Source organism: Methylobacterium sp. A49B (assembly GCF_053346215.1).
Map to the genome: position 1 here is coordinate 26974 of NZ_JBKFBO010000071.1, position 25313 is coordinate 52286.

Below are 25313 nucleotides of genomic sequence, written 5' to 3' on the forward strand. Positions count from 1 at the left end.
GCACCCCTAACCCGCGGCCTGAACGATAAAGTGGGATCTAAGTTCACGACTTTGAGCCATGAATCTGACGTAGGATCAAGCCCCCGTCATCAATGCGCGGTCGGCTCTCCAAGTCGCATGCCCTCTAGATGACGATACTAAAAGTAGACAGAAAAAGAATTGACTCGTCGCGAGCGCTCAATTCTCTGGAAGCAAGCCGCACTCTGATTGCTACTCCAAGCTTAAATTGTCGACTGACGGGTGGGACGCGTCGCGCTTATCACGACGCCGGCCTCCCCCAATCACGGGGGAACGTCTGAGGTCGTCGGTCAAACACTCTCCGTGCTGTACGTGCCGCCAGCGAGATACACACTCCGACGTATCGCGCCCATCCTGCCATCGACCGTTGGCAGACAGTGCGTAAAACCCTACATGGGCCATCCCGAAGCAGGTGCATGCGGAACGACGTGAGGCTCCCGCCCGACCCGACGTTAGGAGCTGCCAGGATCAAGAGCCTGGCGCCTGACGAGATCTACCTCGATCACCATGCGACGACGCCTATCGACGCGCGCGTTCTCGCCAGGATGCTTCCGTTCTTTGGCGAGAGCTTCGGCAACCCGCATTCCGTCGTTTACGGACGCGCCGAGGCCGCGCGCGCCGCGGTGGCAGAGGCCCGCTCGCACGTCGCCGCACTCATCAAGGCAAAACCGGAAGAGATCGTTTTCACCTCCGGCGCTACCGAAGCGACCAACATCGCTCTGAGGGGACTGGCACCGCGCAAGGCCGGCCACCTAGTCGTTAGCGCGATCGAACATGCCTGCGTTCGGGAGACGGCGCACGCGTTGAGGGAAGCCGGTTGGGCGCTCACGACAGTCTCGGTCGACGGCGACGGGCTCGTGGATCCCGACGAGGTCGCGAATGCGCTACGTGACGATACCGCGGTCGTGTCGGTCATGATGGCAAACAACGAGATCGGGACGCTGCAGCCGATCGCCGAGATCGGGGCGGCCTGTCGGATGGGAGAGGTCCCGTTACATGTCGACGCGGCGCAAGCAGTCGGGAAAGTAACGGTCGACGTGGAGCAGATGGCCATCAGTGCAATGAGCATCTCCTCGCACAAGCTCTATGGTCCTCAAGGCGTCGGAGCTCTCTTCTGCCGAGCTGCGTTGCGGGACCGGCTACGGCCGATCCAGAGCGGAGGCGGACAGGAGCACGGCCTGCGCCCAGGGACATTGCCGCTTCCGCTCGTGGTCGGCTTTGGGGAGGCCTGCCGGATTGCCGCCGAGGAAATGGCGGCGGAGGCGGAGAGGCTGACCCGGTTGAGAAGCCGCCTTCTCGCCCGCCTGCGCGAGAAGGCTCCGCCATTCGTGCTCAACGGTAGCCTGGAACGCCGTCTCCCCGGCAATCTCAACGTGTCCTTCGCCGGGGTCGAGGGCGATGCGATCGTCGGGGCTGTCCGGGGAGTGGCGCTGTCCACCGGATCGGCCTGCTCGTCCGGAGCCATCGAACCGTCTCACGTCCTTCTCGCGATGGACCTAGCCCGTGACGTCGTGGACGGAGCGGTGCGCATCGGCCTCGGCCGCGGCACTAGCGAAGAGGATGTGGATCTCGCCGCCGACCGCATATCGGCGGCGGCCAATGCGCTCATCGAATCCTGAGACGGCCAGTTTGCGGGGGAAATTCGCGCCCTGTGGTCCCGCGGCGCTTGCGCCTTTCCCGCCGGTGACGATCATGATTTCATGGCTCCATCCAATCTACCGCCAGTCGACGTGCCCCGTGAGGTCTACTCGGGTCACGAGTCGTTTCCGTTCCGCTACGGATGGCTGCCCAAGCTGTACGATGCGGTGACCGAGGACGCGGCGCTGTTCTCGGACGACGATGCTGCGATTGCGCGCTTGGGCATCGGGAAAAACATGGTCCGGTCTCTGCGGTTCTGGGGTGACGCCCTCGGCTTACTAGAGGCGGACGGCCGTATCGTGCGTCTTACGCCGTTCGCACATTCGATCTTCGACCCGACTCAGGGACGGGACCGCTATCTTGAGAGGACCGACACGCTGTGGCGGCTCCATTGGCGCCTGACCACGCACACCCGCCTCGGAGCTTGGCAAGTAGCCTTCGCCGAGTTGTCCGAATCGGAGGTGACACGCCGCCATCTCCTCACCATGGTGCGTCAGCGCGCGGCGCGGACGCGCGGCGAGGTCAGCACGAACACGCTGCAGACCCACGTTTCCGTTCTCCTGCAGACCTACGCCGGGCCGGAAGAGGGCGAGACCGTCCTCGAAGATACTTTGGGCTGTCCGCTTCAGGAATTGCGGCTCCTCCGCGTAGGGGACGCCGGCGGCGAACCGACTGTTCGGATCGAACGTGGAGCCAAGGCCGGCCTGGAGGTCGGCGCCTTCGCCGAGGCGCTGGCCGACCGCTGGCGGCGCGCCGCGCCCGGAAGCCAAGTTGTCAGCCTGCGTTCGCTGTTGTTGGACCGGGGCGGGCCAGGTCGCGTGTTCAAGCTCGACGAGGCGGCGCTCCACGAGCGCGTCCTCACCGTCTGCCGGTCGGTGTCGGGGTTGGAAATCCGCGAGGACGGCGTCGGCCGGCTTGACCTCGTGGCCACGCGCAAGAGTGCCTTGCGTGAGTTGGAGCAGGTGGCGGCATGACCTCTCAAACCGCCGTCATCGCCGACCGGGTCAGCCTCACCCGGCGCTACGTGCGTTCAATCGAACTGGAACGTGATCTCTCCGATCCCGCCGCCCTTGTGGGTTACGTCGCCACGCCGACCGTTCTCGACACCTTACAGCGCATCCTTCAGGGCTTGGCCGAGGGATCGACGCACCGAGCGTTCCGCATCACTGGGCCGTACGGTTCCGGCAAATCCGCTTTCCTTCTCCTGCTCGCCCGCCTCTTCGCCGAGCAGGCCGGGCAACCGAGTTCCGCGAGAGACCTGCTCGCCCGACGGAGCCCGGACCAGCTCGCTCTCGTCCGCCAGGCTCGGTGCTACGAGCCACTCGTGGTGGTGGGCAGGAGGGAAAGCCTCGGCGAGCTTCTCCTTTCGGCGGTCGAGAAGAAGTTCTCGCGCCTGCGCGGCCGCGGGCGGCGCACGGCGGTGGAGCAACAGGCCGCACGACTCCGCGAGCAGCGTATGGCCGGGCGCGTCGACGACGATGCGGTGCTTGAGCTCGTGAGAGACTACGCCCGCTCGCTCGACAAGGCGCAGGGCGGCCGTGGCGGTGTCCTGATCCTGATGGACGAGATGGGTCTTTGCCTGGAGCATGCCACCCTAAACCGCGGGTCGGTCGATCCATCTCTCTTCCAGCGCTTGGGCGAGATGGCCGCCGGATCCGGGGACGCTCCGATCGCCGTTGTTGGCGTCCTTCATCAACGCTTCGCGGAATATGCGTCGTCGCTTGGCGACCGGGCCCAGGAAGAATGGACGCGCTCCGCTGAACGGTTCGAGGACCTACCGTTCCAGGAAGGCGTGGAACAGACCGCCTTTCTCCTCGCCGAGGCGCTCAAGCCCGTAAAGCACGACCCGGAGGTGGCCCGGGTGGGTCGGACGCTCTACGCCGAGGCGTCGCGCCGCGGCATCCTCCCGGGGAAGAGCGACGGCATCGCTGACCTCGGCGTGCGGCTCTACCCACTCCATCCCGCCTCCGTGGCCGCGCTCGCTGCAGTCGCACGCCGTCTCGGGCAGAACGAGCGTTCCGCATTCGGTTTTCTCCAGGGCAACGAGCCCTACGGTTTCAGGAACTTCGTCGAGACGGCGCCCTACGGCGCCGGGCGCTGGTACCGCCTACCGGATCTCCTTGACCACCTGCTCTCCCGAGGGGTCGCCGGACCGCGCGACGGCGTCCTGGCCCGGCGCTGGGCGCTCCTGTCTGACTCCCTGATCGGCCACCCCGACCTGCCGCCGTCCGAGACCCGCGTCTTGAAGTGCGTCGGCCTGCTCAATATTCTGGAACCGCTTCCCGGGCTAGGCCCCGACGAGGAGACGGTCGCGTACTGCCTTTCCGGATCTGACGACCGGGAGACCGTCTCAAAGGCGCTCGCAGCTCTCGTCGAGCGCCGGCTCCTCTACAGACGCCCCCACCGGGGCGACTACGGCTTATGGGCCAGCACCAGCGTCGACCTCGATGGGTGGCTGGAGCGGGCGCGGGCGCAGGTGCCGGCACCGACTCGGCTCGACGCCGCCTTCGAGACGCTCGCCCCACCCAGACCTATCGTCGCCCACAAGCACTATCACGAGACCGGGACTCTGAGGGCATTCGGGGTTCGTTTCGCTAAGGACGACGGCGTGCCGGCGCCGATCGTGCCGGGGATCGATGGGTGGATCACGGTAGCGCTGATCTATCCGGGCGACGATCGGGCGCAGGTCATCGAGCGCCTGAAGGCGGTCGCCCGAAACACACCTGAACTCGTCAACGTACGGATCGTGCTGCCTTCGCTGCTCTCGGCGGCCCATGAACTGCTCGTCTGGCGCTGGGTCGATACAAATTGCCAGGAGCTGGCTCTCGACGACCTGGCACGCCGCGAGGTGCGCGAGCGCGTCAAGACGACGGGGGACCGCCTCGCCGAGGCGCTTACGCCGTTCACCAGGCCGGTCACCGCCGAGGAGGCAGAAGGTGTCTGGTTGGTGGGGGGAGCTTCCGTCGACCTTCCGGACCGGGCTGCTCTTCATCGGCTCCTCAGCCGGATTTGCGACGAGAGGTACCCAGCTGCCCCCGTGGTCCACAACGAGCTCCTCAACCGCTCGAAGCTGTCGTCCGCCGCCGCCACCGCTCGCATGCGGCTCCTGGAGCGTATGGTTACCCATGGGCACGTGCCGGGCCTCGGGATCGAGGGAACCCCGCCCGAGAAGGCAGTCTACCTTTCGGTGCTTTTATCGACGGGACTTCATCGGGAGGACGCGTCTGGGAACTGGCGCTTCAACGCTCCGGACCCGGAGCACCCTCGGCGTTGGCACCATGCCTGGGCGGGGATCGAGACCATACTAGCCGGCGGCGAGGCGGTCTCAGTCGACGCCATCCTGACCCGCTTGCAAGAAGCACCGTACGGCATCCGACCCGGCGTCTCGTTGGTCCTTCTGACCGCGTACCTGATGGCGCGCCGGGACGAGATCGCCCTGTTAGAACGCAACACCTTCGTCCCGGACGTCGGCGGCGCACACATGATGCGGCTCGCCCGGAACCCAAAAAACTTCGGGTTCCGGCTCGTGGTGGCGGCCAACGGCTCAGATAGTCTGCTTCGAGCTCTGGTGGCCGGCGTCCGAATCTGGAAGCCGGGCGCTGAACCGACCCCCCAGCCCGCACCGCTCGCCGAGGCGATCTTCACTTGGTATCTGGGTCTTCCGGCCTTCGCCCGCGAGACCCGGCAGGTCTCCTCAATCGCGCGGGCTGTAAGGCTCGCCCTCGACAAGGCGACAGACCCCGTCGAAATGCTGTTCGAGCGACTGCCCAAAGCTTGTGGCCTGACGCCGGACAACGGCGCGCTCGACATCGCGCAATATGCCGCGATCCTGGGCGAGAGCCTGCAGGAAATCGGTGCCGCTCCGGCCCGCCTGCGTGCCTCCACGAGCGACGTCATGCTGGCCTCCTTCGGCGTGAGCACGCTGGCGGCCCTCCGTCGGCAGGTCGCCGCGGATTACGGACCGGTGGAAGGTAAGCTGACGGAGCCGCGCATGCGCTCCTTCGTCACTCGCACTTTGGATCGGGAATTGAGCGATGATGCCTGGTTGGATTCGCTTGCGAGCCTCCTGACGACGCGCCGCCTCGACACTTGGCGCGACGACACGCTGGACCGCTTCTCGTTCGAGATCCGGGCCCTTGCGATCCGCCTAACCCGCTGGCTCGCGGCGGCCCGTGCGCAGGATGCTCGCCGGGTCCCGGTCCTGAGCGTGCACGTGGTGGACCCCTCCGGCCACGAGTCCGCCGCCATCGTCCACCCCAGGCAGCAGAAAGTTGACAAGGCGCTGGTGGGCAAGCTCCGCACTCTGCTCGCCGGACGGTCGGACGCGGCCTTCGTGCTGGGCCAACTCTTAGCTGAGGAGATCACGCGAGCAACTGAGGAGACCGCCGATGCCGAAGACTGAACCCCGCCATATCCTCAGCCTGTCGGGCGGGAAGGACAGCGCCGCGCTCGCCATCCATATGCGCGGCCGGGTCCCGGGTATGGAATACATCTTCAACGACACCGGCAAGGAGCTGCCAGAGACGTACGACTACCTCGATCGCATCCAAGACTACCTGGGCTGCGCGGTCGTCCGCCTGAACGCCGACCAGAGCTTCGACCACTGGTACGACGTTTACGGCGGCATGATCCCGTCGAACCATCGGCGGTGGTGCACGAAGATGCTGAAGCTCAAACCTTTTGAAACTTACGTCGGTGACGAGCCGGTGATGAACTATGTCGGCCTGCGGGCCGATGAGGACCGGTCGGGCTACATCAGCCACAAGCCGAACATCACGCCAGTCTACCCGTTTCGCGAGGAAGGCCTCCGCCTGGCCGACATCGAGCGCATCCTTCGCGACTCTGGCGTTGGCATGCCGCCCTACACTTCATGGGGTAGGACCCGGTCCGGGTGCTACTTCTGTTTCTACCAGCAGAAGATCGAGTGGTTGAACCTGAAGGAGCGTCACCCCGACCTGTACGAGAAGGCCAAGGAGTACGAGCGTCCTTACGAGGGGAGCGGGAACACCTTCACGTGGAGCGATGGCGAGAGTCTGGCGGAACTGGAGCGGCCCGAGCGTGCCAAGGCGATCCGGAAGGAGACCGCGCGACGCAAGGCCGCAAAAGCGGAGGCGCGCGCCGATCTTACTCTGGCACAGGTCTACGCGGACCGGTTGACGGCGGCCGACGAGGACGCCGAGGCCTGCTTGATTTGCACCGTCTGAGGACGCGCCGCCCCCCTGGCGTTTGCCGGAAGGTCTTTGAGCCGTAGCCGCGGCCAGCTGAACAACCACTCGCGGATTCGCGCCCGATAATGGCCGCTTCGACTTCGAGGAAGGAAGTGGGTTGCTCGTGCCAATATCAAACAGCACAACCGGTCAGGTGCTGGCAAATCAGTCTTCCGGTTAAGTCATTCAGTCGGCGGAGGTGAAGTCGTGTCTGCATAGCGACCGAGGCTTCACCACCTTGCCGCGCGCAATGGCTAACGCGCCAGTCCGGCGTCTCAGATTAATCTCGGTTCACGTGTCAGAACCGGTCACTGTCGATGCCCGAGTTTGGAACTGACCAATTCTAAGCCGGTCGACACTCGACCGATCAGGATCACCGGTGTGTGGTAAAGCGGCCAAGCTAGGCAACCGTCGGTCTGCCAGATAGTGAGGCTCCGCATCCGTAGCCCGTCGTCTTCCGCCCAGCTCCGACTTTAACGGGACAGGGCTATGCCGAGGCGTTGACGACTGCGCTCTCCCGCTTCGGAACTTCGCCGGCGGCGTCCGTGCTCGCCGCCGCAGGCGCATGCCTGCCGAGATAGACGACGAAAAGCTGCTCGCACTCCTTCCCGGTCTGTCCGTCCAAATGGTCGACGATGCGGATGCGCACGCTCGCCGCGCCAAACTCGTGCGTGTCGCGCCTGATCATCACGGCTTCCTGTAGGGCGGATACGAAGGCGCTGGTCTCCACCTTCGACGCGAGCTTCCCTTGATGCTCGTCCGGAAAGGTTTCTCGGTTGGCCTTGACCCAGTCGCGAACCAGCCACGCAACGTCTTCACGGAGGTGGTAGACGCGCTCCCCCTTCGTCGTCTGGAATGACCAAGCGCAGCGTTCCTCCGCCCTCCGCTCCAGGGCCACGCGGTAAGCGCGGTCCGGGCCGCGGACCATGATCCTGACGCCGAGCGACTGAGGCATGGTCGGCACGACCGGCAGCCCGATCCGTCCGACTTGGCGGACCAGGGTCTGTTGCAAGTCAGCGTGATAGGGTTCGCGGATCCGTCCGACCCACAAATAGCGCCCCTCGAATGCGCTCTCTCCGTTCAGCTGCTCGACGGGAATTGTGACCGGCCACTTAGCGTTCCATTCGATGTGGAAGGGTTGCTTGTTGATCACGATGAAGTGGACGGTCGGCGACTTCACCTCCGACAGTGGCACGAGCGTGCCACCGAGCGCGGTGACGGTCTTCAAGCTGTCGGAGCTCGACCGCCCCGGCACAAGATCGCACGCCGGGGTGATGATCCCGAGCACGTCCGGCATAGGGTAGGGCAGCGGTGGCGGCTTGGGCCCGTGCGCGCGGCCGAAGATGATGTCGTAGCGCTCCACGCCCAAGAAGATGTCGCCGGCCCACGCAATCGGCTTGAACGCATCGCTTCCGGCTTGAACGGCCGAGGCAGTTACTGCGCCATAGAGTGAGGCGATTGCGGGCGTTGGCGCGACCCGTCCGGAGGAAGTCGCCTTCGAAGCGATCTTCTCCACCAGCTTGCTCGCCACGTTGTCGCGGAACCGTTCCTCGACCCGGTCGGCGAGATAACCGTTGAACAGCCAGATTAGATACGCGGACAGGGGAATGCGCTCGTTGTTCAAGCGGTATTCCTGGAGGTAGCTGTAGTCGGTGAGGTCGAGCTGTCGGACCAAGTCCAGAAGTTCGCTGGAGGCGGCTCTGACACTGGTCTTCCAATGGTCGAGCAACTCCCAGAGCGCCTCCACTTCCCGGCGTCTCGCGACGAGGCCCAGCAGGACGCCCTGAGCGCGGAAAGGATCGAGTTCTACCTGTTTCTTGGGAAGGAACTGTATGGCGCTAGCGAGGACCTCGGCCTCCTCACGGAAGGTCTCAAGGTCGTCGGCCTTCGCCTCGGACGAGATTAGCATGACGAGCGGCGTCCGGTTCGCTGAGGCCTTGATGAGCTCCTTCAGAAACACGATCGACCGCTCGCGGCCCGCACCGCCGAGCTCGCCCAGGCCCCCCGGGGGCTCAAGGTAGAAATCTAGGAAGACGAGCTCGTAAGTGACGAGGTCCGTCGCCTGGGCCTGTGAGTCGAACCGTTCGGGGACGATCCCGCTCGCGTCCTCGATCAAGGCTTCCAAGCTCTCCAGCTGCCGTCGCTTGTCCCTCCTGTCGACGTCGAACTCGACGAAAAGCGGACGCAGAAGCTTTGAGACAGGCGTCTCGCGTTCCGCGCCTCGGTAAAGTTCCCAGAGCTTTCCAAGGGCCTCGTCGTCGCTGCGCACCTTGTCGGGGATGGCGTCGGGAGCCAAGGCCAGCGCAGCGCAGACAGCGGTGACCGAGGCGGCCTCACTATCCTCGTCGACGGCGTCCTCGAAGCCCGCTTCGAATTCTCCCAACCGTTCTGGCTTTATGGTCGCATGGCGAGGCAGGTCGTAGGCGTCGTCGACGATCGCGATTCGCTTAATTTGGCTCGTTTCGAACGCAGCACGGAGCGCTTCTTGATAGCTCATCGGACGCTCTTGCCAGCTAGTTCCAGGACAAAGGTGTTGTAGCGGTCGGGACGGACCGTGGGCTCGCGCACTAGGTCCAAGCGCCAGCCCTGGTTCGTCGCGACCTCACGGGAGATGTAGAGCCCGAGCCCACGACCTTCGCCGGCGGGCTTTCGGGTCACGAACGGCTCGAAGATGCTTTCGGCCATCGTCGGGTCGATGCCTGGACCGTTGTCCGTCACCGTCACCGTGCCTCCAGCTGGATCGGTGTCGATGGTCAGGCGTGGGATAAAGCCATTTTCGACCTCCACCTGCCGGGCCAACCAGTAGAACGAGTTCGCCGCCAGGTTCTCGATGATCTGCAGGAACATCCCCGGGACGCCCCGGATCGTCCAAGAACCGGGATCTGCGTAACTGCCGCCGACCTGCATCCCTCTCCGTCGCGCCTCTCCGGCCCGTCCGTCGACGATGCGGGCGATTGTCTGCTTGACGTCGAAGTTCGTCTTCACTTGGCGGCGGGTCGTGCCCAGCACATCGAGGTTGGCCACGCGCTTGTTCAGGGTTTCGAGTTGGTCCTTCAGCACGCTCAAGGAAGCCGTTGTTTCCCGATCCAGCTTCCCCGCGCTCACGCCTTTGAGCGTCGCGAGGGTACCGGACGTAGCGCGGTCGAGCTCGTGGAGGATGAACTCTACCATCAGGCCGATCCCGGCCAGGTAGACGAGCTGGGCGCGGTCCCGGACATACTCCTCACCGAGCTCCTTCGCCTCGTCGACGTAGACACTCAGCTCCTTCACGACGCTGGAGGTTTGCTTCGCGAGCGCGCGATGCTCCTTCGGCAAGACTTCTTCGATGCGACGGAGCTTGTCCGCGACCTCGTCCTGGGCGGACTCGATCCGTTCGGCGACCGTCTCAAGCGTCGTGCGTTCCTGGACGCGGGCCGCCTTGTCCTCGGCCTCGATGAACGTCTTGAACTCGCCTAGAAGGATGTGGCGCAGCAACGCCGTGAGGACGTGCTTCTCGGGCGTGGAGACGAGCCCCTCCCGGTTAGTCTGGTCCTGCAGCCCCCTGTTCTCCCATGAGATCCGGACGCGGCCGACGACCTGCTGGCGATTCAGCTTGTAACCCTTCGAAGCGAACGCGCGCCTGTCGAGCTCTAACCAGTCGTCTTCTCCGCTGCCGTAGGGGTTCACCCGAAACCCGTCCCTAAACAGCATGAGGCCGCCCGACCACTGGCCAATCTTTTCTAGAATCTCCTTCTTGGTCCCGAGACCTTCCTGCCCCGCGATCAGGATACGGTTGAACCACCACATCTCCATGTCGAACGGGCCGACCGACCTCAGGGCGGCCAGCGACGCTCCACCCGCCGAGGAGAGGATCTCCGCCGCGCCGAGCCTGAATGTTTTCTCTTTCTTTCTGAGTCTGTACTCGACCCTTCCACGCAGGACCGGCATGCCCTCCTGGAACTCTAGCGCGGCCTCGCAGTGGCCATGGGCGAGCTCAAGGTACTGACGCTCGATCTCCGGAATGGCGACGTGCTCACCATTGAACGTCAGGCGGATAATCCGGTTGGCGGTGTCGCCGGCCCACGGGTCGACGAGCTTCGCGAACTCCTCGCGAGCGATCGTCTCCAGCTTGCGGCGATCCCAGTCCGAGCGGAGGCCGCGCACGGTCACCACGGTCCCCGACTTCGATGCGTCTGGCTTGGGCTTGCCTCGGCGTGGCTCGACGTGGACATCCTCCAGCATGGCATCGGAGGCGTGGCTGAAGGCGTTCCAGTCGATGAACAGCTCGCTCGTGTCTTTCTCCCCCGCCTTAGATGTCTCGACGAGCAGGCTCTCGCCCAGCCGCATAGTAGAGAGGCGCCCGACGCCTTTCTCTCCGAGGGGCGGTCGGCTTCCGGCCGCGCGCGGTAGCGCCTTGTCCCGCAGCCGTGATCGCGTGCCGACCGTGAGGTAGACCTCGTTCAGGTCGTCCAGGTTCATACCGTGTCCGGTGTCCCGCACGGCGATGAAGTTGTGCTCGGCGTACCAAGCGGCCAGGGCTGCAGCGATGTCCCCGCCCGTCTGCAGCGCCTCAAGAGAGGCCGCGAGCGCATCGCGCCGTGAAGGCTCGACCTCTTCGAGCGACTGCAGCAAGGTCGCCTTCAGCGTAGACGACGGCCCGGGATGGGTATCGATCTCTTCCACCAGCGTGTTGTAGAGGCTCCTCGGAATCGCGACTTGCACGTCGATGCGGACGCGCCGGGATCCTGCGTCGATTGCGTTCTTGATCAACTCGTAGATCGCGATCCCGTCGGAGCTGATGAGCTCGGCTCCGAGTTCCAGGATTGTGCGTGCGGCGATGCGAAAGGCCACGGGGTCCTCAGGATCGCGCAGGCATGGCGGCGTCGGGCGTTGGTCGCGACGCTTGGCCCGGACGGTCGGTTGGAGCCATTATGCGGGCTGCCAGCCAAGCGGCAGGGCCGCCAGCCATTACGGGGTCAGGCCGCACGGTTGGCTCTCGTCGCGACCAGGCCGGAGAGGAAGGCGTCATCCACGAACGGCACCTGCGCGTAGCAAAGGTCACGTTCCCCCTCCAGCTTGGCCAGCACGTGCCCCTTTCCGAGGAGGCGCTCGGCCCCCTTCTCGCCGAGCGCGATTTCTGAGGTCCCTTCCGAGTCCACGCGCAGGATCAGCCGGTTCCCTAGGTTGGCGCGCAACTGCATCGGCATGACGTTCGCGTCCGGCCTCTGTGCCGCGAAGATCAGGTGGATGCCGGCGGCCCTCGCCTTCACCCCCAACCGTCCGACCGAGGACGAGACTTCCCGCTTGTAGTCTTCGACCAGCATCCATTCCGCGAACTCGTCGTGGATGAGCCAGATCACGGGGAGCCGTTCGGTCGACGCGACCTTGGCGTTGTAGGCGGCGAGATTGTTCACCCGTGCCGCCTTGAAGCGCGCGTAGCGGGCGTCCATCTCGGCGACGAGCGCCTGCAGCCGTCCGCACGCCGCGTCCTGGTCATCGATTACGCCTCCGTCGAGATGCGGGAGGTTGTCGAATGCGAAGTAGTCCACCCCTTGCTTCGGATCGATGAGTACGATTCGCGCTTGCTCCGGCGTATTCGTGGCCGCGATCCCGAGGATCAGGTTTTGCATGAGTACCGACTTTCCGCTGCCCGTGCTGCCGGCGATGAGCGTGTGCGGCGCATGAGCACGTCCTGGTGACAGCACCAGGAGCTCGTTGTCGTCCTCGCGCACGCCAACTAGAAGATCCTGGTTTCCCCAACTTCCAGTCGGTGGCTGCCAGCGCGACCAAAGGGCTCGAATCCCCACCTGTTGCCGGCGGGGCCGCTCGACCGCGAGCGCCACGGCTCCGGGCTCCGCGCGCACGGAGACGACGTTCAGGCCGTAGGTCGTCAGTAGTTCCGAGCGGCGCCGGACGACCTGCTCGACCGTCAGGGATGAGGTCCCGGCGAACTTGAGGAGGGCGCTGTTCGGCGTGAGCGTGGACGACACCGACTTCGCCTGGAACCTGAGCTGCTGGAGTGCGCTGCGTGTCGCGATCGACACTTCTTTGAGCCAGCGCTCGTCCTCTTCCGAGGACGCGCCTGCTTCTGGCTCGGCGAGGAGGCTGGCGACCTCTGGGTCGGCCCATGTCCCGTTCGCGGCCGACCGGTCTTTCGGTGCCGCAGAGTGGACTGGCTTCGCGCCGGCTTGGGCCTGCACGGCACTAGGATCGATGGGGTCCGTCGTGTCCTCCGGACTTGGCCATGCAACCGGACTGGCACCAGCGTCTGGCGTATAGGTCGTCGAGCCGGCGCCATCCTCCATCCCGATCGCACGCCGTATGTCAGAGGGGTCGCGGTCGAGGCCGTAGCTCGCCACCAGCTCGCGTACCCGGGCCCGGCCGTAGGTCTCCTGGTACGATGAGCTCAGACCCGGCACCTCGACGGCAGCGGATAAGTCCGGGCCGTCCGCCGGGTCCGGAACGAACACGTGCGAGTAGCCCCTCACGGCGATCTCGCATCGGCCTTCTCGGACCGCCCGGGCGATCGAGGCCAGGTCGATACCGCTCGCCGCGGGCACGCGGATGCCGTCGATCAATAGGTCCGCCAGGCGGCCGAGCCAAGCATCTCTGTCCATTCGCGCGGGCGAGGCGTGCAGCGCTTCCGTCATCCGGAGGAGGGTTTCTCGTAGCTGCTTCTGCGAGTCGCGCCGGGCCTTCGCAGTCGCGTCGGCGTGGACGTACTTCGCCTCGGACACGATCAGGTCGAGCCGGTAGCCTCCCTCCGTGACTCGCGGCGCAAGCGCGAGCAAGTCGGCGAGATGTTCCTCGCGTTGTCCGAGCCATGCCGCGTAGTCGTCGAGGAAGTACCAGCCGACCATCCGGTCGCCTAGTTCCTTCCTCACGAGGTAGCGGCTCAGGACGAGGCCGATCAGTTCGCTCGCGCTGCGCCCCCGGCGCGCCGCGCGCAGGACGATGTCGCCGGACACCTCGTTGGCGTCGTCGATCATCCTGTCGACCAGCTTCGCGCGCGCCGAGTCGTCGAGGTCGAGGTTTAGAGCCCGAAGCCTCGCGCCGACCATCGAGCGCAGAAGGGCGAGCGAGGCACTCGACGACACGACGAGGTTCCGCCCGTACGTGTCCGTCTGCCGGAACCGGATGATGCGGACTCGCTGGTTCAGCAGCTGCCTCCGGTCCAAGAGCTCGTCGTAGTTGGCGACCCAGTTCGCGAGGTTGTGGGTCTCCTCGAAAATGCGCGCCGTGCGCTCGTCGCGGAAGTCGAGTTGCCGCGCGGGCACCAGCCGCCTTCCGTCGACCGCTGCGTCCCCAAGCGTCATGCGGGCGACGGCGTCGAGGTAGGCCCATCCCTCCTCGCCCTGCACCGGGCAGCAGAGATAGCTGGCGGACTTGAGGTCGTCGTCGGCCGCCGGTCGGCGTCGGGACCATCGCGAGGGCAGCAGGACCTCGGTCGCGGCGGGCGTGCCGTCGACGGGCAGCCACTCAAGCCTGGCGTGGCGGGAGACCACGTCTTGCGAGAAGACGATGTCGTACGGACGCCCGTCCCGTGGGTCGGGCGGGGGCGCCTCGTCGGCGGCGACGGAGATGCGGAGCCGGGACATGAAGTCCTGTGCCGCCTCGCTGGCCCCCGCCGTGGCGGCCTCCGTGGTCGTGCTCTCCTGGAGGGAGCGGTACAGGTCGCGAAGACGGACTGGATCGACGTGGCGCAGCAGCAGTTGGCAACGCGTGTCCTCACCGTCCTCGTCCATCGATCCGAGGCGGTCGATCACGGCCTGCGGGAGACGGGCCGAGTCGCAGTTGAACAGGACGACCGCCATGTTGGCGCGCTCGTGGGGATGAAGCGCCAGGTAGCGTCGGACCAGGTCGATCACGGTCGCGGCCCCGTCGGCCGGGCTCTCGTTGGTGTCGACGTCCGGGCCCGCGACCGGCGACTCGTGCAGGCTGTATTCCTGGACGAAGTCAGTCGCGGCGAGCACGGCGGGTTGGTCGCCCGACCAACCCAGGACGACCTCCGGGTAGAATGGATGCCCCAGGTCGCGCCTCACGTCCTTGAAGAACAGGCGCGTGTCGCCAAAGAGGAGCTCGCCGGGTTCGACGAGCCGGCGGACCAGACCTCCTATGAGCTGAGCCTTTCGCCACGCGGCGGCCAGGCGCAGGGGGTGCCAAGGAAGCACGACTGAAGCCGGCGAACCGCCGTCGACAACGGCCGTGCCGATCTGGAGGAGGGGTCTCAGCAGCCCTTCGCGGTTCCTGTCGCCCGGCGCGCGGTCGACGACCTCCTGGAGCAGGTCCGCGTAGGCCCGCGCCTGGGCGAGATTGCCGGCTGACCCGGCCCCTGCGGTTCGGAAATCCCGTATGGCGGAACCGTAGGCGGTCTCGAAAGCCTCAAAAGCCTGCAGCATCGCGGCCGAATCCGCCTCGGTCAGCTTGCCCTCCGCCCGCCTCGCCGCGAGGTTCGTGCGCCAGGTCGCGCCGAGGTCCCGCTCGCGCTTGTAGACCGGGATGAACGAGCCGCGGTCGCGGTCGAAAGCCGGCACGAGGGTGCGCACGTCGGATAGGTCGATAGTGGAGGCTCGGGCTCGCGCGCCCGACTGTTCTCGGCTCGCGCGGCAGGTGGTGAGGGGGCGCGCCTCCAGCCGTTCCCAATCGGACGCGAATTGGCTCACGACCGCGTCCGACTCGTACACCCAGACGAGCTGGGCCGAATGCGTGTCCGTTCCGCCTGAGCCGAGGTCCGTTTCCAGTTCAAGGTTGAACCGAAGCTGGAGCGCCGCCTTGGACTGCGAACGGTTCAGGTTTGACGAACCCGCGGCACGCCATTCGGCCAGCAGGTTCGGGAACTCGAAGAGCTGGCCGACGTCCCACGTCACCCGTTCGCCCAGAAGAGCGCGGAGGCCCGCGTAGCGAAGCGCGAAGTAGGTGCCGGCCTCGACGTTCAGGTCCCTCAGCTCGCGCTTGGTCGCCCGATCGCAGCGGACCCGCAGCCGGCGTCCGGTGCCCGGCGGGGAGCGATTGATCAAAGGTTCGAGCGAGGAGGCCAGCCCCACGAGGAAATCGGCGCATTCGAAGGGCCGGCCGTAGACGAAGCGGTCCCAAGCGGACTTGAGCTTGCGGTCTTCCTTAAACTCGGTCCGGCGGCTCTCGTAGAACGTTATGTCGTCCGGGGACGCCTCGGTCGTGCGGCGCGAGGAGAGCCGCTCCAGGTACTGCCTGTCATCCTCCGACAGCACGCCCGGCTCGCCCTCCTCGTAGAACTCCAGGGTGCGGCGGCCGAGGTTGAACTTCTCGCGCTGGAGCCCGTCGAACAGCGGCTTGACGTCCTCCCACTCGCATTCGGCGAGCGCGGCCGCGGCCTCATTCCAGCCGGCTGGGGCGGCGATGAACGTCTCCACGGCCCCGTGATGGACAGCGGGAATGACGTCCCGCACCCGGTCGAACGCCTTCCTGAGCTCGTCCTCGCCGAGCGCGAGCTGCGCGCTCGTCTGCTTGACGAGCAGCCCCTCGCGCCGGGTCCGGGCGGAGGAGAACTGCGCCTTCCAGGCGGAGGCCCGGCCGCGGACGCCTTCCTTGACCGCGAGGAAGTAGCACTGGTCGCGGGGAAGCCGTAGCGCCGGCATTGCCGCGCCGAGCGCGTGGACGAGCGGCAATCCCTCGACCTCGACGGCCGCCCGGGTCCGCAGCACGTAGCCGGCGAAGCGCTCTAGGGACGCCACCCGAAGGTCACGCAAGCCAGCCAGGGCCTTCTCCCACCAGCGCGCGTCCGCCTCGGACAGGGCGAGGTCGTCCGCGGCGGCGCGCACCCAGAGGTCCGGTCGGTCCAGGAGCTCCGCTGACCCCACCCTTGCCGCTTCCTGCAAGGATTGCTGCTCCTCGTCGCCGACGTTCGCGAGGAGGAAGGCCGACTTCGTGCAGGTTGCGTTCCGGAAGTGCGTCGCTGGGAGGTCGGTGAGTGCATCCGGCGGCAGCTGCGAGCCTCCGACGAGCTTCCCGGGCAGCTTCACCTCGATCCGGGGAGAGAGAAACGGATCGGCGAGCACCGCGAGACCGATGGCCGCGGTGATCTGGGCGCCGAGGCAGTCGAGGGCGTACCGCGCAGTCCCCGCCTCGGTGTCCATCTCGGTCGGCAGCTGCTCGCGCAGGTACAGGACGGCGAGGCGCCCCAGCAGTTCTAGGACGGTCATCGGGCAGCCCTGCGGAAGGGATTTTCGACATAGGCGCAGGCGTCGGACAGCCGCCGCAGGAGACCCAGCGCCTTCAACCGCCTCTCAAGGCGGTCCGCGTTTGCCTGGAACGCCTTGAAGTCGACGTCCCCGGCCTCCAGGACTGCAGCGGCCTCACGGTCGCCGAAAACGAGTCCGTAGCGCTCGTGCAGGAGGGCGAGGAACGCCGAGAATTCCATACGCACCTCGACGTTCGCGAGGATGACAGCCTTCAGGAACGCGTCCGTCGGAGCGTAGCGGAAGCGGTTCGTTCCGCGGCGCGAGACGAGCCCCACGCCCGCCCCGTAGCTGCGGTGGACCTGGGCAACGTGCTGCCGATGCCGCGCTAGCGCGGTGCGCCGTAGGTCGGCGAGCAGGCGTTCCGGCTCTGGGGGACCGACGTAGTCATCGGGTTTCTGCGGCCAGCGAACGCGGCCGCTCATCAGCGCCTTGCAGAGCGCGAAGCCGTCGGGCTCGACGGCGGCGCGAAGCCATTCCCCGCTCTCGCCGATCGATGCGACGTAGCGTTCGACCGCACGCGCGGGAAGCCCATCGTTGCGGGCGTAGCTGGCCACCGAGAGCTCGCGCACCAGGGTCTTGCGGGGTGCGACCACCTCGCAGACCAGCGACGGACGGTCCTCGCCGAGCACCTCCGCGGCGACGCGTAGCTGATAGAGCAGGATGTGCAGGGCCCCCAGCGTGGCGAGGTGGGGGTAGGCGTCGAAGCGCGGCAAGCCCTGGCCAAGGATGGCGGCCCAATCCTCGGCGAGCGCATCGAAACACGGGTGGCGCTCGAATGGGAGATAGCTGTTCCCGCGCACGTGGACATCCTCGGGGATGTCTGGCTGCATCTTGCCGAGCAGGCGGTCCGACGGATCGCCGCCCTCGAAGGCCCGCCCGAAATGCGTCGCGAGCTCGCCTGCGCGATCCGAGCGAGCGAGCATCTGGTAGAGCAATTCGCCCGGGAGCCCGAAGTAGATGTATTCGCGGCTCGCGTTGCCGGACGCGACGTTGAGGTCCTCGTATAGCGCGTGCGGCCCGAACGGGAACACGAAGCGCGAGCTCCAGCGCTTGTTGGAGCCGGCCTCGATGGTTGACGAGCGCAGCATCCCGACCAGCGCCACGAACTCGCGGAATGACGGGAAACGGGCGCGGAGGTACGAGAAGTCCCGCGAGGGTACCGCCTGAGCGTTCTCGCCCATCCACTCCAGCCACTTCGCCCAGGCGGTGCCGTCGTCAGCGTATCGTTCGGCGATCCTGACGAGGCTCTCGTTGTTGTACAGGATGTTGCGCAGGTACATGCGCTTACGCGGACGATACTGGAGGCGGTACGGGCTGCCGTCCGCCAGGAGGGCCCCGGCCCGGTGCTGGGCCTCGGCGACGACGAGGAACTCCATTAGGATCAGCCACGGGCTCTGAGAGTCCCAGAGCCGGTGGCCCCAGATCTGCTCGTCTATCCAGAGCTTGTTGTCGGGGTGGTCCTGTGCGGGAGGCGGCGGTGCCGCGACGGCGGGAGCGACGCTCATGCCGGCACCTCGATCACCTCGTCCCGGGGATTGCCGGTATGGTCCAGGCTGAGCAGGCGGAACGTTATGCCGTCGGCCTGTTCGGTCGGGCGCGAGGCTTGCATGGCTGAAAGGAGCGAGCTCTTGAACGCCAGGATGTCCTCAAGGCACTCCCGCGAGAAGTTGCCTGGCAGGGCGCCCTCGCCGACCCGCACGAGGAACTCGTAGCGGGTCAGGTTCAGCGCGAGGGATCGGCTGACCTCCTGGTCGAAGTGCACCTCCAGGGTCGGGAGGCCTCCAGCGAAACCGACGTCCACCCGCTCGCGCCGGCGCGGCGCGACGGAGATGCGGTCCTCCAGGAGCTGGCTTGTGCCGCCCCCCGACGTCGCGAGATTGCTGGCGAGGAGCAGCTCCCGGTCGGTTGAGACCAGCAACCCAGTGAAGACGCGGTTGAGCCCATTAGCCAGCTTGGCGACGATGCGGCGCTGGACGCGTCCCCCCGCCTTGGCCACCGCAGCGACGTCCCTGAGGTACTCGCCCGCGCGGGTGAAGACGGTGAGGTTCCAGAGCGAAAGGTCGTCCGCTTGCTCGTCCGGAATCTTGAAGAAGAGGGCGCGCCTCTGGTCGGCCAGCATCTCCAGAAACTCGCCGCCCTCGCCCTCAGAGGGTTCTTCCAGGTACTCGCGTTGTGCGGCGCGGAACCGGTCGGTCGCTCCGTAGAGGTCGTCGGCGGCCAGGAGGACGTCGTGGTATGGACGCAGGACGTCGTCCTCGCTCCCGAACACGATGATGTTGTCGATCCTGTTCGTCGTCTCCTGCCCGATGCCGAAACGCGCGAGGTAGTCGAAGATCTCAAGACCTTGGCGCTTGGTCGCGCCGAGGTTGGAGCCGAAAAGGTTTGCGTATAGGCTTGCCTGTCCCTCCGTACCCGCCGCGACCACCTCGCGCACGTCCGCCGCCTGGAGCAGGCGGTCCCGGGCGAGCGGGTGACCCAGGATCGCGTTCGCGAGCAGCATCAGGACGCGCCTGATCGGGGTGTGGAGCTCGGCGTACTCGCAAAGCTCGAACAGCGCGCGCAGCCGCGAACGGACCTGCTCGGTCCGCAGGAGCTCGTAGTTGCGGCGGATCGGGCATCTGGGGCCGAAGAAGCCGTCGGGAACGGCTTCCTCCTGGCACGCCGCCCAGCCCTCGTGCAAGACGATTGCGTCCAGCGCGAGGTCGAGGATCTCCGGGCAAGGCGTGTCGCTGAGGTTGAAGAAGCGCAGGGCGGGCGCGTCTTCCGGATCGGGCTCGCCGACCAGTCGCGCCTCGATCAGCTGATGCACGCGCAGCCCCGCCGGGTCGTCGCTCAGCCGGCGCCACGACTCGACGAGCTGCCCGTCGTTGGCGGCCAGGACGAACCAGCCGCCCCCGCCTTCGCCGAGCGCCGCGCGGCTGGCCTCCAGCAAGAGGTCGCGCTTGGACGCGTAACCACCGACGCCGCCGGAGGCGAGCGCGGTCAGGTCACGGATGACCGACACGTTTACGACAAGCCCTCCGACTGTCGCCGAGGTCTCATGGAACGTCTCGTCGGAAGCCCAGGCCGCGGGGTCGCCGCCGAACGCTTCCCAGAGCTTTCCGCAAAGATGCGTCTTGCCGTCGCCCGCCGTCCCGGTGAGGACGATCAGCCCGCCTTCCTTACCCGCGTCGCGGACGGTGTCGAGCACCGCCCGTTCGAGGGGATGAGGAAACGCCGGCGGCCGAATGCCTAGGCGCCGTGACGAGCGGCGGATGTGCTCGTCGAACATGTTGTCGTTGCGGGGTATAGGGCCGTACTGCCGGAGAAACCGGATCCAACGCTCGCCTCCGGTCATCCACTCTACCTGATCGCGATTAACGGCCTCTCGGTCGAGGATAACGCATTCTGACCTTTCGCCAAGGCGCGTTCTTCCAGCCGGAGGTTTAGGCCCGCGACAGAGAGAGCCAGCTGCGCTCCGCCCCTATCTTGGCCGTCTCCACGCTCCCGAATGCCCGCCGGTCCCTCCAAGCAGGGCGCTCAACTCGGCCGAGATACTTTCGGGCGGAGCGCAAGCAAACAGCAGCAGCGTCCCTGATTCCATCGCATTTGGCCGAGACCGACCCACGGCGCAGGCAAAAACGTGCGGAGGAACTTCATCTTGAAAGATGACATCATCTGCGAGCTTGACCGCGCCGAGGAGGCAGGCCGCATCGACCCGCTCGTTCGCCTGGTCCGTTACAACCCCGAGCTCCGCGAGGAACTGGTCGACCACTACGTCGAGATCCTACTGATGGAGTGGCGCGCCGCCCACGACCGGGAGCCGCCGTGCCCGCCGATTGATGAAGCCGAGGCGGTGCGGTCGCTGGCCCGCTTCCAGCGAGATCGCGGCCCAAGCCGCCGCCCTTTGCGAACCCTCGGCGCGGTGGGAAAATCTTTCCCAAGCCCCAGCAGCTGAACCGGTGAAAGCGCTGGACTGAAAATCCAGAGAGTGATGTTCGACTCGTCACCGAGGCACCACCATCCATGGCTGTGATCGCCCCGCGGGACGATCATAACGGCTGCCCTCTGAGAGAACGGACCGTCGATCCTGTGGATGACCACTCCGACGGTTACAAACGAACTCAAGGGCGGCGGTTACAAATCGGATCAAACGGCGGTGTAGATGATCCTGCACTTCGCTAAATTACAACGACTTAGCAAGGGTCGCGCATAGGTGGCGGAGACGGAGGGATTCGAACCCTCGATACCCATTTCTGGGTATGCTCATTTAGCAAACGAGTGCCTTCAGCCGCTCGGCCACGTCTCCGGCGCTCTGGCTCTAGAAGGTCGGATCGGGCGGGTCAACCCGATCCCGGCGGGCGGCGGCGAGGCGGCGGCGTTCCACGTGCTTGGCGACGCGCAGGTGACGCGAGATCGCGTAGTTCATCGCCGTCAGAAAGCCGTAAGTGCCGCGCACGAAATGGCGGCGGCCGAGATAGGCCTTGAGGAAGTTGCCCGGTAACTCGACGAAGACGCGCCAGTCCGGGATCACGACGCCCCGCGCCTCGAGATCGTCCGCCTGCTGGTCCGAGTAGCGGTTGAGCTTGTCCAGCTGGTCGCCCAGCGAGCGCACCGAGAAATGGTGGATCACGCCCTTGAGCCGCCCCGGCGTCACGCCGGGCTCCAGGGCGACGCGGTCGTGGACTGGAGAGGCGGAGTAGCGGCCCCGATCCTTCCGATAGAGCCGCACCGGGGTCAGCGTGTAGGCGAGCGGGTGCGGGCGGCCCTCACCCGGGAAGATCTCGGCGATCCCGACCCGCCAGGCCGGCCGCCGCGGCTCGCCCGAGACGAACAGGGTACGGATTTCCCGGGCGAGCGTCTCCGGCACCACCTCGTCGGCGTCGAGGTTCAGGAGCCAGGTATGCCGGCACTGATCCTCGGCAAACCGCTTCTGCGGGCCGTAGCCCGGCCAGGGATTGTGGATCACCCGCGCGCCGAGCGAGGCCGCGAGCGCCTGCGTCCCGTCCGTGGAACCGGAATCGATCACCACGAGGTCGTCGGTCAGGTCGCGCACCGCCTGGATCGTCGCGCCGAGCCGATCCACCTCGTTGTGGGCGATGATGAACACCGACACGGGTAGGGGACTGGCCGGACCCGCCGACATCGCGGAGGCGGGTCCGGCGAACCCGCCGCCCGTCCGAGCCCCCCTCACTCCAGCCAGTCCGGCAGGCGGTCGAGGGCGACGAGGGCCGCGACGTCGACGCGCGGCCGCACGATCGCGGCACGGTCTCCCCGGACCAGGACCTCCGGCACGAGCGGCCGGGTGTTGTAGGTGCCGGACTGGACCGCCCCGTAGGCGCCAGCGCTCATCACGGCGATCAGGTCACCGGCCTTCACGGCGGGCATCTCGCGGTTCAGCGCGAGATAGTCGCCGCTCTCGCAGACCGGGCCGACCACGTCGACCACGTGATGCGCGGTTTCCGGGCCGGGTTCGATGACCGGGCGCAGCCCGTGATAGGCCTCGTACAGGGTCGGGCGAATCAGGTCGTTCATCGCCGCGTCGACGATCACGAACGTGCGCCCCTCGCTGTGCTTCACGTACAGCACCTGGGTCACCAGGATCCCGGCGTTGCCGGCGATCATCCGGCCGATCTCGAAGACCGGCCGCAAACCCAGCGGCGCGAAGTGGGGCCGCAGGGTCGCCGCCAGGGCGGCCGGATCCGGCGGCGGGGCGTTGTCGTCGCGGTAGGGGATCCCGAGGCCGCCGCCGAAATCGATGTGGCGCAGGGGATGGCCAGCGGCCATCAGCTGCCGGGCAAGGTCGGCGAGCAAGTGCGCCGCGTCGGCGAAGGGAGCGAGGTCGGTGATCTGGCTGCCGATATGCATGTCGACGCCGTGCACCGCGAGGCCCGGCAGCGACGCGGCCGCGGCGTAGACCGCCGGGGCCCGGGTGATCGGGATGCCGAACTTGTTCTCGTACTTGCCGGTGGAGATCTTGGCGTGCGTGCCGGCATCCACATCCGGATTCACCCGGATCGAGACCGGTGCCTTGAGGCCGAGGCCCACGGCGACCTCGGAGAGTTGTGCCAGCTCCGGCTCGCTCTCGACATTGAAGCAGAAGATGCCGGCAGTGAGCGCCGCCTCCATCTCGGCGCGGGTCTTGCCGACGCCCGAGAAGACGATCTTGCCGGGATCGACCCCGGCCGCCAGGGCCCGGTGCAGTTCGCCTCCCGAGACGATGTCCATGCCGGCGCCCTGGCCCGCGAGGGTACGCAGGACAGCCTGGTTCGAGTTCGCCTTCATGGCGAAGCAGACCAGCGCATCGTCGCCCGCGAAGGCCTCCGCGAAGACGCGGTAGTGCCGCTCCAGGGTGGCGGTGCTGTAGCAGTAGAACGGGGTGCCGACCTCCGCGGCGAGGTTCGTCAGGGCGACATCCTCGGCGTGCAGGTGCCCGTCGCGGTACTGGAAGTGGTGCATCTCGGCCGTGTTCTCGTCTGGCGCCGGGGCGCTGGGCTGTTTCCCGTGAAACATCCGGCCGCGGGCCGACGCGCGTTCCGGGTTCCCGGCGGCACGGCACGACGGCGCGGAGCGGCGCTCCGGCCCCCGCCCTCTACAGCAGCGGGTCCAGAATGAAAGGCTCCTTCGGGACGCGGTAGCGGCGGCGTGCCCCGCGGCTGGTCTCCACCGGCGCGTCGGTGCCGCCCGGCGGCACGGCCGCCACGGACAGCTCGTCGCCCGCGCGGACCGCGGCCGGGTCCGGCTCGGGCGCGCCGCCGCCGAGACCCACCGAGACCGGCAGCGTCCTGCGGCCGCTCACCGTGTCCGTGCCCGCCTGCGCGGCGGCTTTGGCGGGAGCGGATGTCTGGGGCGGTTCGAGGGCTCCGCGCCGCCCGCAGGCGGAGACCGCGAGGGCGACGAGGCCGGACACGGCCAGACGTTTCAGGGCAGGGGTCGACAACATCGCGCGAGGGTCCGGCGGGCTCGGCGCCGGCCCGCGAGGGCCGGCGGAAGCGCTACCTTAGCCGTTGCCACGCCCCGGCGCGAGCGCGCAGCCGCCACAGGGCGGCCACGACCCTCAGCCCCGGCGTTCCTTGCCGCCCTGCGACCCCTGCCGACCCTTGGGCGGCGCGCTCTGCTCCTGCTCGGCCTCGTAGGCGTCGATGGCGCGGCGGCAATTCTCGCTAAGCTTCTTCCAGTTCTTCTGGAAGCACGCATCTGTGGCCGGATCGTCGGGAGCCAGGTTGCCGCAGTAGGTCAGGTAATCGCCGGTGCAGTACTTCTTGAGGGTCTCGTTCCCCCGCTTCGACTGCTGTGCCGCCACCGGCAGCGTCAGGGCGAAGGCCGCCGCGATGGCGAGGACGATCGGCTTCAGGCGCATGGGTATCCGTACCGTTTGTCGAAGGTGAAACATGGGGGCAAGTCCGGGCTGCGATGATGCCTTTGCGTGGTCGAAACAAGGCCGTCGTCGCGCGCCACCGTACCGGACCGTCCCGAATGGGCTCGATCCCGGATGCGGAAGCGGTCAGACGCGCTCGGGTTGCGGAACCGGGTAGGCGGCCCGCGGCATCCGGCCGGGGCTCGTGAGCGCGTCGGCGACTTCCGCGATTCGCCGCCGCAGATCCGCGTTCTCCCGCTCGATGCCGGCGTGATGGCCCGCGGACCGCTCCTCAGTCCGATCCGCCTGCCTATCCGCCTGCCGGTCCGCCAAGGTCAGGGCCAGGGCTTCCTCCGCTGCCTTCAGGCTGGCGCGCAGGTCGTCGCGCTCGGCCGCCAGGGCCAAGGCGTCCGCACCGGCCTCCGCACCGGCGGCCGGGGCATGCACCCCCCGACGCATCGCCAGGAGGCTGTCGAGCAGGTCCGCGTGCGCCTCTTCGAGGGCCTGGAGGGTGGCGAGGCTCGCCGTCCCGTCCTCACGGGCGACGGCGAGTTCGGTCTCGAGTTCCCGGGACTTGGCCTGGGCCAGGGCGATGTCGGAGTCGCGGGCCGCGACGTCGCGGGTGAGGGCGGCGACGCGCATCGTCCCGGCACCGATCGCCGCCATGTCGGCTTGCCGCTTGGCCTCTGCGGTCTCGACACGACGCTCCAGTCGGCGCTGCTGGACGGCGAACTGCGCCCGCAGGAAGTCGCGCTCGGCGGCGATCTCAGCCGGCGACAGGGGCAGGCGCGCCTCGGCCCGCCGCCGCTCCAGGCGTGTGGCGCGCGCGTTGAGGGCCGGCAGCAGCAGCAAGCCGCACAGGCTCGCCGCCAGGAAGCCCAGCGCGAAGATCATCACCGTTTCGATCACGAGGGAACA

At 67.0% G+C, this 25313-nt stretch carries 15 protein-coding genes and 1 tRNA gene; 5 read left to right on the forward strand and 11 right to left on the reverse strand.

Annotated features, from left to right (window positions below):
* Positions 1-434: 434 nt before the first annotated feature.
* From ACLBX9_RS07145 to ACLBX9_RS07160, 4 genes are all read left to right on the forward strand, one after another.
* Positions 435-1637 (forward strand): cysteine desulfurase family protein, encoded by a 1203-nt coding sequence (locus ACLBX9_RS07145; protein WP_447718431.1) that lies wholly within the window; start codon positions 435-437, stop codon positions 1635-1637.
* Positions 1638-1718: 81 nt separating this feature from the next.
* Positions 1719-2630 (forward strand): DUF4007 family protein, encoded by a 912-nt coding sequence (locus ACLBX9_RS07150; protein WP_447718432.1) that lies wholly within the window; start codon positions 1719-1721, stop codon positions 2628-2630.
* Positions 2627-6058: a hypothetical protein gene (locus tag ACLBX9_RS07155; RefSeq protein ID WP_447718433.1), complete on the forward strand. Its 3432-nt coding sequence runs from the start codon at positions 2627-2629 to the stop codon at positions 6056-6058. The genes ACLBX9_RS07150 and ACLBX9_RS07155 overlap by 4 nt, the downstream gene beginning before the upstream one ends.
* Positions 6045-6860, forward strand: coding sequence for a phosphoadenosine phosphosulfate reductase family protein (locus ACLBX9_RS07160; RefSeq protein WP_447718434.1), 816 nt, complete (start codon positions 6045-6047; stop codon positions 6858-6860). Before ACLBX9_RS07155 ends, ACLBX9_RS07160 begins: the two co-directional genes overlap by 14 nt.
* A 490-nt stretch (positions 6861-7350) precedes the next feature.
* On the opposite strand, the gene ACLBX9_RS07165 is transcribed toward ACLBX9_RS07160, so the two are convergent.
* From ACLBX9_RS07165 to ACLBX9_RS07185, 5 genes are all read right to left on the reverse strand, one after another.
* Entirely contained in the window at positions 7351-9360 is a 2010-nt protein-coding gene (locus ACLBX9_RS07165; RefSeq protein ID WP_447718435.1) for a hypothetical protein, read from the reverse strand.
* Entirely contained in the window at positions 9357-11693 is a 2337-nt protein-coding gene (locus ACLBX9_RS07170) for a sensor histidine kinase (protein ID WP_447718436.1), read from the reverse strand. The genes ACLBX9_RS07165 and ACLBX9_RS07170 overlap by 4 nt, the downstream gene beginning before the upstream one ends.
* Positions 11694-11818: 125 nt before the next feature.
* A complete protein-coding gene (locus ACLBX9_RS07175) occupies positions 11819-17020 on the reverse strand; it encodes an FtsK/SpoIIIE domain-containing protein (RefSeq protein WP_447718437.1) in 5202 nt (1733 codons plus the stop codon).
* The gene (locus tag ACLBX9_RS07180) at positions 17017-18564 is read right to left on the reverse strand and encodes a hypothetical protein (RefSeq protein WP_447718438.1); all 1548 of its coding nucleotides are present in this window, start codon (positions 18562-18564) and stop codon (positions 17017-17019) included. The genes ACLBX9_RS07175 and ACLBX9_RS07180 overlap by 4 nt, the downstream gene beginning before the upstream one ends.
* Positions 18561-20249: a hypothetical protein gene (locus tag ACLBX9_RS07185; RefSeq protein WP_447718439.1), complete on the reverse strand. Its 1689-nt coding sequence runs from the start codon at positions 20247-20249 to the stop codon at positions 18561-18563. Before ACLBX9_RS07185 ends, ACLBX9_RS07180 begins: the two co-directional genes overlap by 4 nt.
* 450 nt (positions 20250-20699) lie before the next feature.
* Between ACLBX9_RS07185 and ACLBX9_RS07190 the strand changes: the two genes are divergently transcribed.
* Positions 20700-20996 (forward strand): hypothetical protein, encoded by a 297-nt coding sequence (locus ACLBX9_RS07190; protein WP_447718440.1) that lies wholly within the window; start codon positions 20700-20702, stop codon positions 20994-20996.
* Between the two features lie 259 nt (positions 20997-21255).
* Here ACLBX9_RS07190 and ACLBX9_RS07195 read toward each other — a convergent pair.
* The 6 genes from ACLBX9_RS07195 to ACLBX9_RS07220 form a co-directional block, all read right to left on the reverse strand.
* A tRNA-Ser gene (locus ACLBX9_RS07195) sits at positions 21256-21347 on the reverse strand.
* Between the two features lie 12 nt (positions 21348-21359).
* Positions 21360-22184 carry a glycosyltransferase family 2 protein gene (locus ACLBX9_RS07200; RefSeq protein WP_447718441.1) on the reverse strand — a complete coding sequence of 275 codons (825 nt, stop codon included), beginning with the start codon at positions 22182-22184 and terminating at the stop codon, positions 21360-21362.
* Between the two features lie 44 nt (positions 22185-22228).
* The gene (gene lysA / locus ACLBX9_RS07205) at positions 22229-23497 is read right to left on the reverse strand and encodes a diaminopimelate decarboxylase (RefSeq protein ID WP_447718442.1); all 1269 of its coding nucleotides are present in this window, start codon (positions 23495-23497) and stop codon (positions 22229-22231) included.
* A gap of 133 nt (positions 23498-23630) precedes the next feature.
* The gene (gene lptM, locus ACLBX9_RS07210; RefSeq protein WP_010684763.1) at positions 23631-23981 is read right to left on the reverse strand and encodes an LPS translocon maturation chaperone LptM; all 351 of its coding nucleotides are present in this window, start codon (positions 23979-23981) and stop codon (positions 23631-23633) included.
* A gap of 114 nt (positions 23982-24095) precedes the next feature.
* Positions 24096-24398 carry a 3',5'-cyclic-nucleotide phosphodiesterase gene (locus tag ACLBX9_RS07215; RefSeq protein ID WP_447718443.1) on the reverse strand — a complete coding sequence of 101 codons (303 nt, stop codon included), beginning with the start codon at positions 24396-24398 and terminating at the stop codon, positions 24096-24098.
* Between the two features lie 144 nt (positions 24399-24542).
* Positions 24543-25289, reverse strand: a complete 747-nt coding sequence (locus tag ACLBX9_RS07220; protein ID WP_447718444.1) for a hypothetical protein — start codon at positions 25287-25289, stop codon at positions 24543-24545.
* Positions 25290-25313 lie beyond the last annotated feature (24 nt).

Coding starts and splice junctions, on each gene's coding strand:
- ACLBX9_RS07215 (WP_447718443.1), bottom strand. CDS start 24,398: ATGCGCCTGAAGCCGATCGTCCTCGCCATCGCGGCGGCCTTCGCCCTG.
- ACLBX9_RS07145 (WP_447718431.1), top strand. CDS start 435: ATGCGGAACGACGTGAGGCTCCCGCCCGACCCGACGTTAGGAGCTGCC.
- ACLBX9_RS07220 (WP_447718444.1), bottom strand. CDS start 25,289: ATGATCTTCGCGCTGGGCTTCCTGGCGGCGAGCCTGTGCGGCTTGCTG.
- ACLBX9_RS07165 (WP_447718435.1), bottom strand. CDS start 9,360: ATGAGCTATCAAGAAGCGCTCCGTGCTGCGTTCGAAACGAGCCAAATT.
- ACLBX9_RS07155 (WP_447718433.1), top strand. CDS start 2,627: ATGACCTCTCAAACCGCCGTCATCGCCGACCGGGTCAGCCTCACCCGG.
- lysA (WP_447718442.1), bottom strand. CDS start 23,497: ATGCACCACTTCCAGTACCGCGACGGGCACCTGCACGCCGAGGATGTC.
- ACLBX9_RS07180 (WP_447718438.1), bottom strand. CDS start 18,564: ATGAGCGTCGCTCCCGCCGTCGCGGCACCGCCGCCTCCCGCACAGGAC.
- ACLBX9_RS07175 (WP_447718437.1), bottom strand. CDS start 17,020: ATGACCGTCCTAGAACTGCTGGGGCGCCTCGCCGTCCTGTACCTGCGC.
- ACLBX9_RS07200 (WP_447718441.1), bottom strand. CDS start 22,184: ATGTCGGCGGGTCCGGCCAGTCCCCTACCCGTGTCGGTGTTCATCATC.
- ACLBX9_RS07150 (WP_447718432.1), top strand. CDS start 1,719: ATGGCTCCATCCAATCTACCGCCAGTCGACGTGCCCCGTGAGGTCTAC.
- lptM (WP_010684763.1), bottom strand. CDS start 23,981: ATGTTGTCGACCCCTGCCCTGAAACGTCTGGCCGTGTCCGGCCTCGTC.
- ACLBX9_RS07160 (WP_447718434.1), top strand. CDS start 6,045: ATGCCGAAGACTGAACCCCGCCATATCCTCAGCCTGTCGGGCGGGAAG.